15 protein-coding genes are annotated in these 14,726 nt (G+C 65.8%); 12 read left to right on the top strand and 3 right to left on the bottom strand.

Translation table 11 applies throughout. The annotated features are described in order from the left end of the window. The first annotated feature begins 92 nt into the window (after positions 1–92). The 7 genes from ALTAJ2_RS19665 (at position 93) to gdhB (ending at position 6,227) form a co-directional block, all read left to right on the top strand. Positions 93–254, top strand: coding sequence for a hypothetical protein (locus ALTAJ2_RS19665; protein WP_162831893.1), 162 nt, complete (start codon positions 93–95; stop codon positions 252–254). A 106-nt stretch (positions 255–360) separates the two neighbouring features. Continuing rightward, positions 361–759 (top strand): peptide-methionine (R)-S-oxide reductase MsrB, encoded by a 399-nt coding sequence (msrB, locus tag ALTAJ2_RS08420; RefSeq protein WP_007109050.1) that lies wholly within the window; start codon positions 361–363, stop codon positions 757–759. A gap of 99 nt (positions 760–858) precedes the next feature. After that, positions 859–1,065: a DUF2196 domain-containing protein gene (locus tag ALTAJ2_RS08415; protein WP_007109051.1), complete on the top strand. Its 207-nt coding sequence runs from the start codon at positions 859–861 to the stop codon at positions 1,063–1,065. A 134-nt stretch (positions 1,066–1,199) separates the two neighbouring features. Then, positions 1,200–1,373, top strand: a complete 174-nt coding sequence (locus tag ALTAJ2_RS19660) for a DUF7556 family protein (RefSeq protein ID WP_007109052.1) — start codon at positions 1,200–1,202, stop codon at positions 1,371–1,373. A 276-nt stretch (positions 1,374–1,649) separates the two neighbouring features. Next, positions 1,650–4,646 carry a bacterio-opsin activator domain-containing protein gene (locus ALTAJ2_RS08410; RefSeq protein WP_007109053.1) on the top strand — a complete coding sequence of 999 codons (2,997 nt, stop codon included), beginning with the start codon at positions 1,650–1,652 and terminating at the stop codon, positions 4,644–4,646. A 112-nt stretch (positions 4,647–4,758) separates the two neighbouring features. Then, positions 4,759–4,905 carry a rubrerythrin-like domain-containing protein gene (locus tag ALTAJ2_RS19140; protein ID WP_007109054.1) on the top strand — a complete coding sequence of 49 codons (147 nt, stop codon included), beginning with the start codon at positions 4,759–4,761 and terminating at the stop codon, positions 4,903–4,905. Positions 4,906–4,907: 2 nt separating this feature from the next. Then, positions 4,908–6,227: a glutamate dehydrogenase GdhB gene (gene gdhB / locus ALTAJ2_RS08405; RefSeq protein ID WP_050031449.1), complete on the top strand. Its 1,320-nt coding sequence runs from the start codon at positions 4,908–4,910 to the stop codon at positions 6,225–6,227. Between the two features lie 52 nt (positions 6,228–6,279). On the opposite strand, the gene ALTAJ2_RS08400 is transcribed toward gdhB, so the two are convergent. The 3 genes from ALTAJ2_RS08400 to ALTAJ2_RS08390 form a co-directional block, all read right to left on the bottom strand. Next, a complete protein-coding gene (locus ALTAJ2_RS08400) occupies positions 6,280–6,909 on the bottom strand; it encodes a phosphoribosyltransferase (protein WP_007109056.1) in 630 nt (209 codons plus the stop codon). 104 nt (positions 6,910–7,013) lie between these two features. Beyond that, entirely contained in the window at positions 7,014–7,676 is a 663-nt protein-coding gene (locus ALTAJ2_RS08395; RefSeq protein ID WP_007109057.1) for a class I SAM-dependent methyltransferase, read from the bottom strand. Positions 7,677–7,786: 110 nt separating this feature from the next. Continuing rightward, positions 7,787–8,782: a PhoU domain-containing protein gene (locus tag ALTAJ2_RS08390; RefSeq protein ID WP_007109058.1), complete on the bottom strand. Its 996-nt coding sequence runs from the start codon at positions 8,780–8,782 to the stop codon at positions 7,787–7,789. 533 nt (positions 8,783–9,315) lie between these two features. Between ALTAJ2_RS08390 and ALTAJ2_RS08385 the strand changes: the two genes are divergently transcribed. The 5 genes from ALTAJ2_RS08385 to phoU are packed head-to-tail and all read left to right on the top strand — an operon-like array spanning position 9,316 to position 14,590. Further along, on the top strand, positions 9,316–10,293 hold the full coding sequence (locus ALTAJ2_RS08385; protein ID WP_007109059.1) for a PstS family phosphate ABC transporter substrate-binding protein: 978 nt from the start codon (positions 9,316–9,318) through the stop codon (positions 10,291–10,293). A gap of 42 nt (positions 10,294–10,335) precedes the next feature. Continuing rightward, entirely contained in the window at positions 10,336–11,277 is a 942-nt protein-coding gene (gene pstC, locus ALTAJ2_RS08380) for a phosphate ABC transporter permease subunit PstC (RefSeq protein ID WP_007109060.1), read from the top strand. 46 nt (positions 11,278–11,323) lie between these two features. Next, positions 11,324–12,961: a phosphate ABC transporter permease PstA gene (pstA, locus tag ALTAJ2_RS08375; RefSeq protein WP_007109061.1), complete on the top strand. Its 1,638-nt coding sequence runs from the start codon at positions 11,324–11,326 to the stop codon at positions 12,959–12,961. Position 12,962: 1 nt separating this feature from the next. After that, complete coding sequence (pstB, locus tag ALTAJ2_RS08370; RefSeq protein WP_081904732.1) at positions 12,963–13,874, top strand: phosphate ABC transporter ATP-binding protein PstB; 912 nt, start codon at positions 12,963–12,965, stop codon at positions 13,872–13,874. After that, positions 13,874–14,590, top strand: a complete 717-nt coding sequence (gene phoU, locus ALTAJ2_RS08365) for a phosphate signaling complex protein PhoU (RefSeq protein ID WP_007109062.1) — start codon at positions 13,874–13,876, stop codon at positions 14,588–14,590. The genes pstB and phoU overlap by 1 nt, the downstream gene beginning before the upstream one ends. Positions 14,591–14,726 lie beyond the last annotated feature (136 nt).

The raw sequence follows: 14,726 nt of genomic DNA, 5'->3' as shown, positions 1-14,726 counted from the left end.
CCGTCGCCAACGGTCGCACGACCCGTTGGCACTCGTGACGCTCTTTGATGGCTGAACAAACGACTATGTAACCCTATAGCATATGTCGAGACATGGGAAGCGACCAGATGACACACGAACGATCACGGTGTCGGAACTGCGGCTTCGAAGCGCCCGGCGGGGACGACGAGTGGCGGCGGATCGAGGTCCCGAAACTGGGCCGGATGACCCAGTGTCCCGACTGCGAGAGCACGGATATCATTACCAGCCGGTGACTGCGACGCCCAGGTACCGACATCGGTGCGACCGTTTCCGGTCGACGTTGCCGGAATCGGCGACCGTGCAGACAGACTCTTGAGTGTCTCTCCCCTACGAACGCCCATGAGCGACGAGTCGGATCACGTCCCGACGAACGACGAGGAGTGGCGCGAACGATTGAGCGACGAGGAGTACCGCATCCTTCGCGAAGCAGGCACCGAGACCCCGTTCAGCGGCGAGTACGTCGACCACAAGGCGGACGGCTCCTACGCCTGCGCCGGCTGCGGGGCCGAACTGTTCGATTCGGAGACCAAGTTCGACTCCGGCTGTGGCTGGCCGAGTTTCTACGACGCCGACGACGATCGGATCGAAACCCGAACCGACACCAGCCACGGCATGCGCCGCACCGAAGTCGTTTGTGCGAACTGTGGCGGCCATCTCGGTCACGTCTTCGACGACGGCCCCGAGCCGACCGGCAAGCGATACTGCATCAACTCCGTCGCCCTCGAGTTCGACGAGTAGCGCCGGCGTTCGGACCGAGGGCGTACGGCGGAGAAACGCTCGGCCGAGCTAGCGAATGCAGGCACCACGGTTTTGAAGACACCCGAATCACCACCAGTCATGTCCGCCGAACGACCGACCGCCGAGGAACTCCGACAGGGAATGACCGTCGAGATCGTACAGGAGGACGCGGACCCCCGCTCCGAGGACACGGAGCCGATCATCGGCGAGATCGGCGTGGTTTACGGTGACGAACCCGACGGACCCCACGTGAAACTGAAAAGCGGCGTCGTCGGTCACGTTCGCTCGGTCGCTCCCGACGAGTAGACCGCTCGATCGCATCGACCGCCGCCGACACGTGATTTAAAAAATACAGAAATATGTCGATTTCAGTTTAATATCCAATCACGTATTCGGGCTATATCGATACATTCATAGTCGGCAGAGTATTATTCCCGAGTATGGTGCCCGAAGCAGACTCGATCGGCAGCCGATCGAGCGATACAGCCGATGTCGTCGCGGCGGTCGACGAGATCGACGGGACCCCGCACCTCGTCGTCGCTGATATCGCACGGGACGAGCGCTGGATCGCCATGACCGAGACCGACGTGGCCGCGCTCGACGAGTGGCGGTAATCGCTTCGGAACCGTACTGACCGCTAGCCGCGCTTTCCTTCTGCCATCGGAACCGCCATCGCGGACGATACCGCGACGTATCGTCATCCCATCCACCCGATCCCGTCGTCTGCGGTCCCGCAACCCATCGATCAACGGGGTCGTCGCCGCGTCTCGCGTTCGACGTCGGTCGCGACGCGGACGCGCAGTATCGCGCTCGAGCGGTGACCGGGCGTTGCCGCAGCGAGCGCAACCGGACCGATGGGTTCTATCCGCAGGCGGTCGTATCGGGGACGAATGGCTTCCGCACGCCCGCTCGACGACGCCCGGCTCCTCGTCGTCGCACCGCCCGATCGGAGCGCCGCCGGCCTGCCGGACGCGCTGGCGGACGAGACGCACGCCGTGACCGCAGTCTCGACCGCGGCCGCTGCGCTCGAGCACCTCGAGCACCGCCCCGTCGACTGTCTCCTGACCACCCACTCCCTGCCGGAAGCAGCGACGACCGGGCTCGACCTCCTCGAGACGGTTCGCGAGCGCGATCCCGATCTCCCGGTCGTGCTCGCCCCGGCCGACGGCGACGAGTCGCTGGCCAGCGCGGCGATCGCCGCGGACGTCACGGCGTACGTGCCGCGCGACGAACCCGGCGACGATTCGATCGCGGACTGCCGCGCGGCGATCGAGCGGGCGCTGTCGACGGGCCGCGAGCGACGCCGCCGGCGGGAGCGCGCTCGCCGGTTCGACGCGATCTTCGAGGATCCGGAAACGTACTCGTGGGTACTCGAGACGGACGGCACCGTTCGACGGACCAGCGAGTCCGCGCTCGAGGCGATCGACGCGGCCGCGAGCGACGTTCGCGGCCGGCCGTTACGGGACCTGCCCTGGTGGCGGTGTACCGCCGACGGGAGCGCCGCGATCGGGGACGCGATCGAACGGGCGGCGGCCGGCGAGGTCGCACACCGCGAACTGACGCGGGTCCGCACCGATGGCGCTGGGTCCGCCGACCCGGACGCGACCGCCCCGTCGAACGCAGGTGCAGACGCGACCGAGACCCACACGTTCGAGGTAACCGTCCGACCGATCCGGGACGAGTCCGGCGACATCGCCTCGCTGCTCGCACGGGCGACCGACATCACCGACCGCGCCCGACTCGAGCGGGAGTTACGCGAGTCCGAGGAACTCCACCGGGTGACGCTCAACAACATGACGGATACCGTCCTCATCACCGACGACGACGGCGCGTTCACCTACGTCTGTCCGAACGTCCACTTCATTTTCGGCTACTCGGAGGACGAGATCCACGAACTCGGGACGATCGACGAGTTGCTCGGACCGGATCTCTTCGACCGCGAGGCCCTCGAGCGGGAGGGCGTGCTCACGAACATCGAGTGCACGACGACCGATCGGGCGGGCCGCGAGCACACGCTGCTGGTCAACGTCCGCGAGGTCTCGATCCAGGGCGGGACGACCCTCTACAGCTGTCGGGACATCACGAAGCGAAAGCGCCGCGAGGAGGCGCTGACGGCGCTCCACCGGACCGCTCGCGAGTTGCTGTACGCCGAAACCGATCGCGAAATCGCTGCCCTCGCCGTCGACGACGCGACGGGCGTCCTCGACTGCGAGGCGAGCGCCGTGTACCTGTTCGATACGGACGAGAACGTGTTACGGCCCGCCGCGTCCTCCACGGGGATGGAGCGATTACACGGCCCGACTCGCGACCACCGAGCGACGACCGACAGCATCCCGGGACACGTCTTCGTCGACGGCGAGAGTCGGTTCTTCGCCGACGTGCACGACTCCCCGATTCTCTCGAATCCCGGGACCGACCTGCGAAGCGCCGCGTACGTTCCGCTCGGCGATCACGGCGTCTTCGTCGTCGGCTCGACGGAGTCGGACGCGTTCGACGAGGTGTCCCGAGAACTGACCGACCTGTTGGCGGCGACCGCCGAAGCCGCGCTCGATCGGGTCGAGCGCGAGCGGACGCTGCGCGAACGGGATCGGGAACTCGAGCGCCGGAACCGACAGCTCACCCGCCTCAACGACGTCAACGAGATCATCAGGGATCTCGATCAAGCGCTGGTTCGCGCGGAGACCCGCGAGGAGATCGAACGTGCCGTCTGTGATCGGCTCACGGCTGCCGATCGGTTCTCGTTCGCGTGGATCGGTCGGGCCGACGTCGGCGGCGACCGCCTCGAGTCGCGCGCTCACGGTGGCCCGGCGGAGGGGGCAGCGTATCTCGACGCCGTCTCGCTCTCGCTCGCCGACTCGAGCGAACCCGCCGTCAGGACGGCGACGGACCGGTCGGTGACCGTCGTCTCGAACGTCGCCGACGGGCTCCGTGACGAGCCGTGGCGATCGGCGGCGCTCGCCAGGGAGTACCAGTCCGCGGTGAGCGTCCCGCTGGCCTACGACGAGTTCGCGTACGGGGCGTTGACCGTCTACGCCGACCGGCCGGACGCGTTCGACGACATGATCCGTGCCGTCCTCGCGGAACTCGGGGAGACGATCGCCTCGGCGATCGCCGCCGTCGAGCGCAAGCGTGCACTGGTCGCCGACGCGCGGACGCGACTCGAGTTCGACGTGGCCGACGACTCGTTCGTCTTCGCCCGACTTGCCCGCCAGGTCGACTGCGTGCTCTCCTTCGATGGCGGCATTCGCCACCATGAGCACGGGACGACGGTGTTCGCGACCGTCGAAGGTGCGTCCCCGGACGCCGTCGTGACCGCGGCCGACGCACTCGTCGGCGTCGAGCGCGCACAGGTCGTCACTACCGGCGGAGCCAGCCGTGGGAACGACGACGGGGCGACCGACGACGCTGGCGACGACGCCGACCTCGGCGGGGCGATCCGCTTGGACCTCTCGCGGCCGCTCCTCGCCCAGCAATTCGCGGATCACGGAGTGGTGTTGCGGGGCATCGAGGCGACCGCCTCGAGCACTCGGCTCGTGGTCGACGTACCGCGATCCGCCGACGCGAGAGGGAGCGCCGAGCTCGTCTCGACGGCGTTCTCGGACGCCGAACTGCGCTCCAAACGGACCGTCGAGCGGACGGCGCCACGGGACTTCCGGTCGGAACTGCGCGAGCGACTGACCGACCGCCAGCTCGAGGTGGTTCAGCTCGCGTACTACGGCGGCTACTTCGAATCACCGCGCGAGAATTCGGGGGAAGACGTCGCCGAAACACTCGATATCTCGCCGGCTGCGTTCTACCGTCATATCCGGACCGTCCAGGGGGTGCTCTTCGACGTCGTGTTCGACGAAATCGGAGTTCCGGCAAAGGCGTCGATGGGGGTTGAATAGTGAACGGGCTCTGCTCGGTGCCGCTAGTTATCTGACGGATAGGCTCATCCTAATATCCCTAGTATTCCTAGGTGCGCAATCACCGCGAGCACGACCGCTCGTTGTCTCTCCAATGAACCAGAAAGACGCGGAACTCGATCCTCAAACGGAATCGACCTACGAATGCTTCGACTGTGGAACCGTCGTCCGTGCGACAGCGCCGGACGCCTGTCCCGAGTGCGGTGCCGAGATGCGGAATCGACGCACACCGATCGAGTAATCATGGCCTCTCAGCACCGTTCGACGACGACCCGGGAAGCGACGGCCGAATCGACCCCGTCGGAGACCGCACTCGAGACCGCGCGGCGACAGCTCGACCGCGTCGCCGCACAGCTCGACGTCGACGATGCCGTCATCGAACGCCTCTCTCACCCGCGGGCGGTCCACGAAGTGACGGTGCCCCTCGAGCGCGACGACGGCAGCGTCGAGGTCTTTACCGGATACAGGGCCCAACACGACAGCGTCCGCGGGCCCTACAAGGGCGGGCTCAGATACCATCCCGACGTGACCCGCGACGAGTGCGTCGGCCTCTCGATGTGGATGACCTGGAAGTGTGCCGTGATGGACCTCCCCTTCGGCGGGGCGAAAGGCGGGATCGTCGTCGATCCGAAGTCGTTGAGCGACGGCGAAAAGGAGCGGCTCACCCGCCGGTTCGCACAGGAGATCCGCGACGTGATCGGGCCGAACGCGGACATCCCGGCCCCCGACATGGGGACCGACCCGCAGACGATGGCCTGGCTGATGGACGCCTACAGCATGCAGGAGGGCGAGACGATCCCCGGCGTCGTCACGGGCAAGCCGCCGGTCATCGGCGGCTCCTACGGCCGCGAGGAAGCGCCGGGCCGGAGCGTCGCCATCGTGACCCGGGAGTCCTGTAACTACTACGACTACCCGCTCGCCGAGACGACCGTCGCCGTGCAGGGCTTCGGGAGCGTCGGCGCGAACGCCGCCCGCCTGCTCGAGGAGTGGGGGGCGACGATCGTGGCAGTCAGCGACGTCAACGGCGGGGTATACGACCCCGACGGGATCGACGTCTCGGCGATTCCCTCCCACGACGAGGAGCCCGAAGCGGTCACGCGGTTCGCGACCGAACTCGACGAGGGTGACGACGTATCCCGCATCTCGAACGACGACCTCCTCGAACTCGACGTCGACGTCCTCGTCCCGGCCGCGGTCGGCAACGTCATCACCGCGGACAACGCCGACGCGATCGCCGCCGATATCGTCGTCGAGGGCGCGAACGGCCCCACGACCTTCGCCGCCGACACCATCCTCGAGGAACGCGGCGTGCACGTGATCCCGGACATCCTCGCGAACGCGGGCGGCGTCACCGTCAGCTACTTCGAGTGGCTCCAGGACATCAACCGCCGCCAGTGGTCCCTCGAGCGGGTCAACGAGGAACTCGAAGCCGAAATGAAGACGGCCTGGAACGCGCTCAAGAACCACGTCGAACGCCGGGACGTGACGTGGCGCGACGCTGCATATGCAGTCGCGCTCGACCGCATCGGAGACTCCCACGAGATGCGCGGGCTCTGGCCCTAAGGGAGCGGGTGCGTCGGCTCCCAGGGTCGGACGGATCGACTCGACGCCCGACTCAGGGTTCTCGGTCGAGGTACTCGAGGGCCTCCTCGTCGCTCACCTGGTCGAAGGTCCGGTAGAACTGGCCGACGGCACGGAAGTCCGCGGGGGTCTGCAAGGCGATCACCGCGTCGGCCTCCCGCTCGAGGGCGTCGATCGCCCGCGGCGAGCCCACGGGGACCGCCAGACCGACCCAGTCGGCTTCGGCCCCCCGGACCTGGCGGAGGCAGGCCGTCGCGGTCGCGCCGGTCGCGACGCCGTCGTCGACGAGCAGGACTCGCTCGCCCCGAAGGTCCGGCACGCCGCCCGATTCGCGGTAGCGGTCGGCCTTCTCACGCGCGTTCTCGGCTTCCGCCGCCCGAACCTCCTCGAGGTACTCCTCGGAGGGATGTAGCCGATCGATCAGGTCGTCGTTGTACCAGACGCTGCCGTCACTGGCGACCGCGCCGAGCGCTACCTCCGGGTTCTGCGGTGCCCCCATCTTGCGCGCGACGACGACGTCGAGGTCGGCGTCGAGCGTGTCGGCGACCGGCCGCGCAACGGGCAGGGCTCCGCGGGGAATCGCGAGGACGACGTCGACCGCGAGGTCGCGGGCCTCGAGTTCCGCCGCGAGGCGTTCGCCCGCGTCGGTTCTGTCGTCGAACATGGTTCCGCCCGAGCGTACGACGGCGGTACACTATGGGTTTACGTCGCACACGCCGGGCGGACGCGAACCGATCCGGAACGCGGCCCCGCCGCTCGCGGCGACACTTACGGGTCCCGCCGGCGTCGAAGCCGCCCGCGAACGATCGGCGTCACCGGAAACACCCCGACGTCGACCCGCTCCACCTCGAGGACGTCGAACGCGTCGTGTCCGACGAACCGCTCGACCGTCTCGCGGGTCAACTGGCACCCGCCCGCGGCGCGTTCCCAGATCGGATTCAGCCGGTCCTGCGCCCGCGCGCGCCAGCCGTCGTTGCGGACGTGCTCGAGGAATCGCAGTTCGCCGCCGGGTGTCAGGACGCGGGCGACCTCCTCCATCGCCGCGTCGGGGTCGCCGATGGTACAGAAGACCAGACTCGAGAGCACGGCCTCGAAGGCGTCGTCGACGTAGGGCAACGACTCGGCACGAGCGTCCCGGAGGGAGACCTGCAGGTCGGTTCCCGCCGCCTCGCGGGCGGCCCGGCGTCGCATGTGCGGGTCCGGTTCGATCGCGTGGTACTCGAGGTCGTCGCCGGCGTCGGCCGCGTAGGATATCATCGCGCCGGTTCCCGCGCCGATCTCGAGAGCGCGTCCGGAGAGGTCGGCTGCGAGATACTCGCGGTGGGGGCCGATCAGAAACCGATCCGGCACGAACCGATCGTACAGCGCGGCGAACGCGGGGTGGGAGATCGTCCGATCGCCCGCGGCACACCGTGGAGTCCTGTCTGCCATCGTGTCACTCGTCCTACGTTAGGACGACCCGCGTGAAACCCGTTTCCCCGTCGGCGCTTGCATCCCCGACGCGCGGCGTCGGGACGGCTCCCACCGTCACCGATCGCTTCTCAGGGCCGCGGTGCGGCCTTCTGCAGCGCCGTTTCGGCGATGTTCCCCCCGTAGTCGGCGCTTCGGGACAGCGAGTCGACGATCAGTCCCAGCGACTGGGCCTGAACCGGTTCGAGGTCCCGGAGCATGTCGTCGATCTGGCGGGTGTGTTCGTCGATCTCGAGGACGGCCTCGCGGGCGTCGTGCCCGAGGCGGTTCGCCTCCGCGGTCCCGTCGGCGAACAGCGCGTCCATCGACTTCTCGAGAACCGTCGAGGCGTCGACTTGGAGTTCCTCGAGTCCCCTGGCGACGGGCTCCGGAATCTCGTCGAGTTTGAGCGCGATGTTACTGATCTTGGCGGCGTGGTCGGCGACGCGCTCGAGTTGGCGGGCGCTCGAATGATAGTCGAAACAGTCCTCGCGGGGGACGCCGAGTTCCTCGGCGGCCCGGGGCGAGCGCAGCGTCGCGCGGAAGATCCGTGAGACGACTAGCCAGAGGCGGTCGACGTCGTCGTCGCGCTCGATCACGTCGTGGGCGATGTCGTCGTCGTTCTCGATCAGCGCCCGGACGGCGTCTTCGAGCATCGACTGGGCGATCAGGCGCATGCGCGTGACGGCGTTGACGATCGACAGCTCCGAGGAATCGAGCAGGTCCTGAATGACCACGCTGTCGGTCGTCTCTTCGAGCACCTCGACGCCGACCAATCCCTGCGTCGCATCGCGGATCGCCCGCCGCTGATCCGTCGTGATCCGCCCCGCCTCGAGTCGGATGAGATCGAAGCCGCTGACGTACATCGTCATCACGGCCCGAGTCAGGCGCTCGCCCTCGAGACTCGAGATGTCGAGGGTACCCTCCTGCCGGTCCGTTTCGCTCTTGGGCGTCAACAAGAGCGCGTCGTCCTCGGGATAGAACTCGACGGTCGTTCCGGCGGTGACGTCGTTGTCCGTCGCCCACGTTTTGGGTAGCGAGACGGTGTACGTCGATCCGCCCGTCACCTGGACCTTGCGCGTCTCCATGGAGCGGGGTTTCGGCCGGCAGAATATAAATACAGGTGGAACTATAGAGCAAGGTCCGTAGATGCGTATATCCTCCGCTACCGTCTCGTTTTCGACTGATTCCGGGCAGGAGACGTGCAGAGAAATATCGATAATGTCTGTGTAATATATAGTCATTCATAGCTAAGGGGCGGCGATCGGTTTTCGACTGCGACCCGATATCCCCGGTACTGTCGGCCGGAACTTCGGATGTCCGCAGTCGGAACGCAATCGCCGAACCCTGACGACTCCGGTCTCGTCTCGACCGGCTAGCGGGGTGGTTCGGTGCCGGCGGTTCGAACGATACTGCCGACGTTCGACGTCCAGGCGGTCGTTTCGAGCGTACGGTGCTGCTCGAGTCGGTCGGACCACCTTCGGCCGTTCTCCGGCCGACGGCACCGATTCCGGTTCCCATCGCCGCCACGTCGATTGTGCTATATAGACATATGTGGTCACTGATCCATATATATGGCTCATAGCATCCCTTTTTTATACCCCATCGAATCAATCACGTGATGGCAGACAACCAGTTCGGACGCGACGCAGTATCGCGACGGAAGTTCATCGCCGGGACGGGTGCCGTCAGTGTCGCAGCCATCGCAGGCTGCAGCGAGACGAGTGACGGGAACGGAAACGGGGACGAGCTCTCCGGAGAGGTCATCGTCAAGGGATCGAGTACCGTCTTCCCCATCTCGGACGAGATGGCCCAGCGATTCATGGACGACCATCCGAAGGTCAACGTCACGGTCGACCCGACCGGGAGCGGTGGTGGTTTCGAGAATCACTTCTGCCCCGGGAACGCCGACATCAACGGCGCATCGCGGCTGATCAAGGAGGAGGAGAAGAATCACTGCGCCGAAAACGATGTCTCGCCGATCGAGATGCATATCGCGGGCGACGCGCTCACGGTCGCTGTCAGTCCCGAGAACGACTGGGTCGATAGCATGACCTTCGACGAACTGGCCCAGATCTGGGGCGACGACAGCGCTACCACGTGGTCCGACGTTAATCCCGACTGGCCCGACGAAGAGCTCAAGCTCTACGGCCCCGACACGACCTCAGGGACCTACGACTGGTTCACCGAGAACGTCAACGGCGGCACCCACCGGACCGAGTACGAGGGTACGGAGGACGACAACACCATCATTCAGGGCCTCGAGAACAGCCCGTACGCGATGGGGTACTTCGGCTACGCGTACTACTCCGAAAACAAGGATCGCGTCAAAGCCCTCGAGATCGCAGAGAGCGAAGGCGACGATCCCTCCGCCCCGAGTCTGCAGGCGGCAAGCGACGGAACGTATCCGCTGGCCCGACCGCTGTTCATCTACCCCGCGGAAGGCGCTCTCGAGCGCGAACCGGTCTACGAGTTCGTCAAGTTCTACCTCGAGAACACGAGCGCCGATTGGATCGCCGACGAGGTCGGCTACGTCCCCGCGAATCAGGACATGGTCGACGAGAATATGACCAAACTCGAGAACGCAGCGGGCGAGTAACGCGGCAACGGAGTCGATTTTCCGGAGGAAACCGAATAGAGAATGAGTGATACATCAATAGAAGCCGATCTCACACGATCGGCGAACGGACGGATCGCAAAGGAACGGTTGTACCACGGGCTGTTGTTCTGTTGTGCGGCACTGACAGTCTTCGTGACGATTAGCATCGTCGCCACGCTGGCGATCGACGCCCTCGAGTTCTTCGGACGCGTCAATCCGTACGCGTTCTTCACCGGTACGGAGTGGGTGCTGCGGAGCGAGAACCCGATTCTCGGTATTCTGCCGCTGGTAACCGCCACCCTCATCGTGACGATCGTTTCGGCGCTCGTCGCGATCCCGGTCGGTACGGCGGCCGCGGTCTATCTGAGCGAATACGCGAGCGATCGGATGCGGTCGGTGTTGAAACCGGCACTCGAGATCCTCGCGGGGATTCCGACTGTCGTGTACGGGTTCTTCGCGCTCGTGTACCTGACGCCATGGCTTCAGGGATTAGGCCTCGACGTGAGCCTGTTCAACCTGTTGTCCGCGTCGGTCATGGTCGGCATCATGATCATCCCGATGGTGTCCTCGATCAGTGAGGACGCGATGAGCGCCGTCCCGGACTCGCTGCGCCAGGCGGGCTACGGCCTCGGGGCCACGAAGTTCGAGGTGTCGACGAAGATCGTCATTCCCGCGTCGATCTCGGGAATCTTCTCCTCGTACATTCTGGCGCTCTCGCGGGCGATCGGCGAGACGATGATCGTCGTGGTTGCCGGCGGCAGCCGCGCTCGAATGTTCGATCCGTCCGAGCCGTTCGCGAACCTTCTCAACTCCGGGCAGACGATGACCGCTGCCATGGTACAGGCGGTGACGACGGACCTGTCCGGCGGAACCGCCGGGTACTACTCGATGTTTGCGATCGGACTGACACTGTTCGCCATCACGTTCAGTATGAACCTGCTCAGCAACCGTATCGCCGCTCGGTATCGGGAGGAATACCAATGACTCGGACCACCGTCACCGTCGCGGTCACAACGGAGGTGGGTCGCTGATGGCCACGACCGACGAGTCGACGGGCACCTGGTTCGGCGCGGACGGACAGGTGAGCCAGCTCCGTGGGCTACTGTTCAAAGCCGGCTGCCTCGGCGCGACGCTGCTCGCGCTGTTTCTCGTGTTCGTCTTTCTCGTCTACGTAGCGATCGACGCGATCGAACCCGGAACGGCCGATCCGGCGTGGTGGGCGACGGTCGCGACGACCGTCGCGGGTCCGGCAATCGTCCTCTCGATCTACTACTATCGTTTCGCTCCCCGGGCGGGTGAAGTCGCGTACACGGCGCTTGGATTGCCCGTCGCCGCGACGCTGCTCGCTGGCGGCGTTAGCATCGTTTTCAGACACATCGTGAGCCCACACGAGTGGCTCGCGCTCGTCGTCGCTTCGCTCGTGGCGTACGGCGCACTCGAGTTCCATGGTCGGGCTCGGGATGCCGGGGCACTCGAGCGAGTCGTGGTCGGTGCGGCCGTGATCGGACTCACGATCGTCGGCGTTCCCGGACTCGTTCCCAGCCTCCGGACGCTACTCCTCTCGCTTCCGGTCCTCCCGATGGCCCCGCTGGCGCTTCTGGGAACGTTCGTAGTTCCGATCGGAGTGGGAGCCGGCTGGTCCGTCCGTCGCGCCCGCGAAAGCGACCGTGCGGGTCTGATCGCTGGCGGGGTGACTGTCGCCGCGGCCGCCATCGGTGCCGTCGCCGGACCGGTCGTCGGCGTCTCCTGGACGACGTGGCTCGTTCTGACGACGGTCGTCGGTGTTCCCGTCGGACTGTACGTCGAGCGGGTTTACAGAGGTGGGAAAGGCGTTTCCGGACTCGCGCTGCCGGTCGCACTCGCGGCCGGCGTCGTCGTCTGCGCTGTCATCGTCGAAACGGCCGGGTTCGCCGGACCTGACGTCTGGATCGACTGGGAGTTCCTGACCAGCGCTCACAATCGAACGCCGCGGGAGGCCGGTATCTATCCCGCGCTCGTCGGGTCGGTGATGATGATCATCGTCGTCGCACTCGCGGCGTTTCCCGTCGGTGTCGGGGCCGCGATCTATCTCGAGGAGTACGCGCCGACGAGCGGACTGAGCGGATCGATCGTCGAACTCATCGAGATCAACATCGCGAATCTCGCCGGCGTCCCGTCGGTCGTCTACGGACTACTCGGCCTGGCGCTGTTCGTCAAGGTGGGTGAGTTGCGGCCCGGAATCGTCATCGTTGGCGGGCTGACCGTCTCGCTGCTCATTCTGCCGATCATCATTATCTCCGCACAGGAGGCGATCAGGGCGGTGCCCGACTCCCAGCGGCGGGCAGCCTACGGGATCGGCGCGACGCGATGGCAGACGGTGCGGACCGTCGTCTTGCCGCGAGCGATGCCCGGCATCATGACCGGAACCATTCTCGCGCTCGGCCGCGCGATCGGCGAGACGGCACCGCTGTTGATGGTCGGTGTCGCAGCGGTCGTCCGGATTTCCCCGAGGTCGTTCTTCGGACTGTTCAGTGCGATGCCCCGACAGCTCTACTCGTGGGCGCAACTGGCCAAGCCGGACTTCTATCACGGCGTCCTTGCGGCCGGCGTCCTCGTCTTGCTCGTCGTCCTCCTGATGATGAACGGCACCGCGATCCTGCTTCGCAACAAGTACCAGAGACGTGACTGAGATGACTCGAAACGATACACGGAAAGCCGACGACAGCGACGAACAGCGAACTGACGGCAGCGGACCGGCCGTCTCCGAACCGACCACACGACCCGACGCGACGAGCGACTCGCTGCTCGACGACTCGTTCGACGTCACCAGCGGGTCCCTGTCCGGGGATGCCGATGCAGTGCTCGAGACGCGGAATCTCGACGTCTTCTATGACGGCGTCCAGGCCCTACAGGACGTCACTATCGAGATCCCGGAAAACGGCGTCACGGCGCTCATCGGCCCCTCTGGCTGCGGGAAATCGACGTTCCTCCGGTGTATCAACCGAATGAACGATCTCATCGATGCTGCGCGCGTCGAGGGCGAACTCCGATTCGAGGGGAAAAACGTCTACGACGACGACGTCGATCCCGTCGCCCTGCGCCGGAAGATCGGCATGGTCTTCCAGTCGCCCAATCCCTTCCCGAAGAGCATCCGCGACAACGTCGCGTTCGGACTGGAGGTACAGGACAAAGCAGGCGATGTCGACGAAACGGTGCATCGTGCCCTCGAGCGGGCGGCGTTGCTCGATGAAGTCGAAGACCAACTGGACTCGAGCGGACTGGACCTCTCGGGTGGCCAACAACAGCGCCTCTGTATCGCCCGGGCGATCGCGCCCGATCCGGACGTGCTCCTGATGGACGAACCGGCCTCCGCGCTCGATCCGATCGCGACCTCGAAGATCGAGGACCTGATCGAGGATCTCGCCGAGGAGTACACGGTGATCATCGTCACCCACAACATGCAACAGGCGGCCCGGATCTCGGATAAGACGGCGGTCTTCCTGACCGGCGGCGAACTCGTCGAGTTCGACGACACCGACAAAATCTTCGAGAACCCCGAACACGACCGCGTCGAGGACTACATCACCGGCAAGTTCGGGTAATGACCCGCGAGGACTATCGGGCGCGTCTCGAGCGGCTTCGCGACGCAGTCGTCGCGATCGGCGACCGGGTCCATGCGCAACTCGACGACGCCGTCACCGCGTTGTTTACCGACGACCGTGCGCTCGCACGTGCGGTGATCGCGAGCGACGACGCCGTCAACGACCGGTCCCTCGAACTCGAGCGGGAGTGTCTCGACCTGCTCGCACTTCACCAACCCGTCGCCGGCGACCTCCGGTTCGTCGTCGCCGCGTTCAAGATCGTCACGGATCTCGAACGGATCGGCGATCTCGCGACCAATCTCGCGGCATACACGCTGGATTCGACCGGGTCGTCTCCCCCGCTCCCCGATGTCGATTTCGAACGGCTCGCCGCGCTCGCCCTCGAGCAGGTCGAGCGGGCACTCGAGGCGTTCGTCGCGGATGACGTGGAGGCCTGTTTCGATATCGCCGACCGTGACGACGAACTGGACGGGCGCTGTGCCAGCGTCACCGAGCGTATCGTACGGACGCTCATCGAGCGGCGCATCGAAGACGGTAGGAGAAACGGCGGCTGGCTCCGAGACGGTGACAGTCGACCACCAGTCGAGGACGTGATTACGGACGTCTCGCGGACGTTCGTGATCGTTCGCGACCTCGAGCGGGTCGGCGATCACGCGGTAAACGTGGCCGCACGCACGGTATACGCCCTCGAGAACAGCGAGGAGTTGCTCGTTTGACGGCCGCTCTCGGTTCTCGGTGAGCGTCCGTCGCGTCGAGTCGGTACCACGAGCACCCAAACAGTGGATCGGCTCGATCCCCGGAGTCCTACGAGTCGCTATCGATTCCTCGTCGTCCCCTCTTTTCACGGACAGT

Origin of the sequence: Natrinema altunense (assembly GCF_000731985.1) — an archaeon.
GTDB classification, from domain to species: Archaea; Halobacteriota; Halobacteria; order Halobacteriales; family Natrialbaceae; genus Natrinema; species Natrinema altunense.
This window is presented reverse-complemented; position numbering and strand designations above follow the sequence as displayed.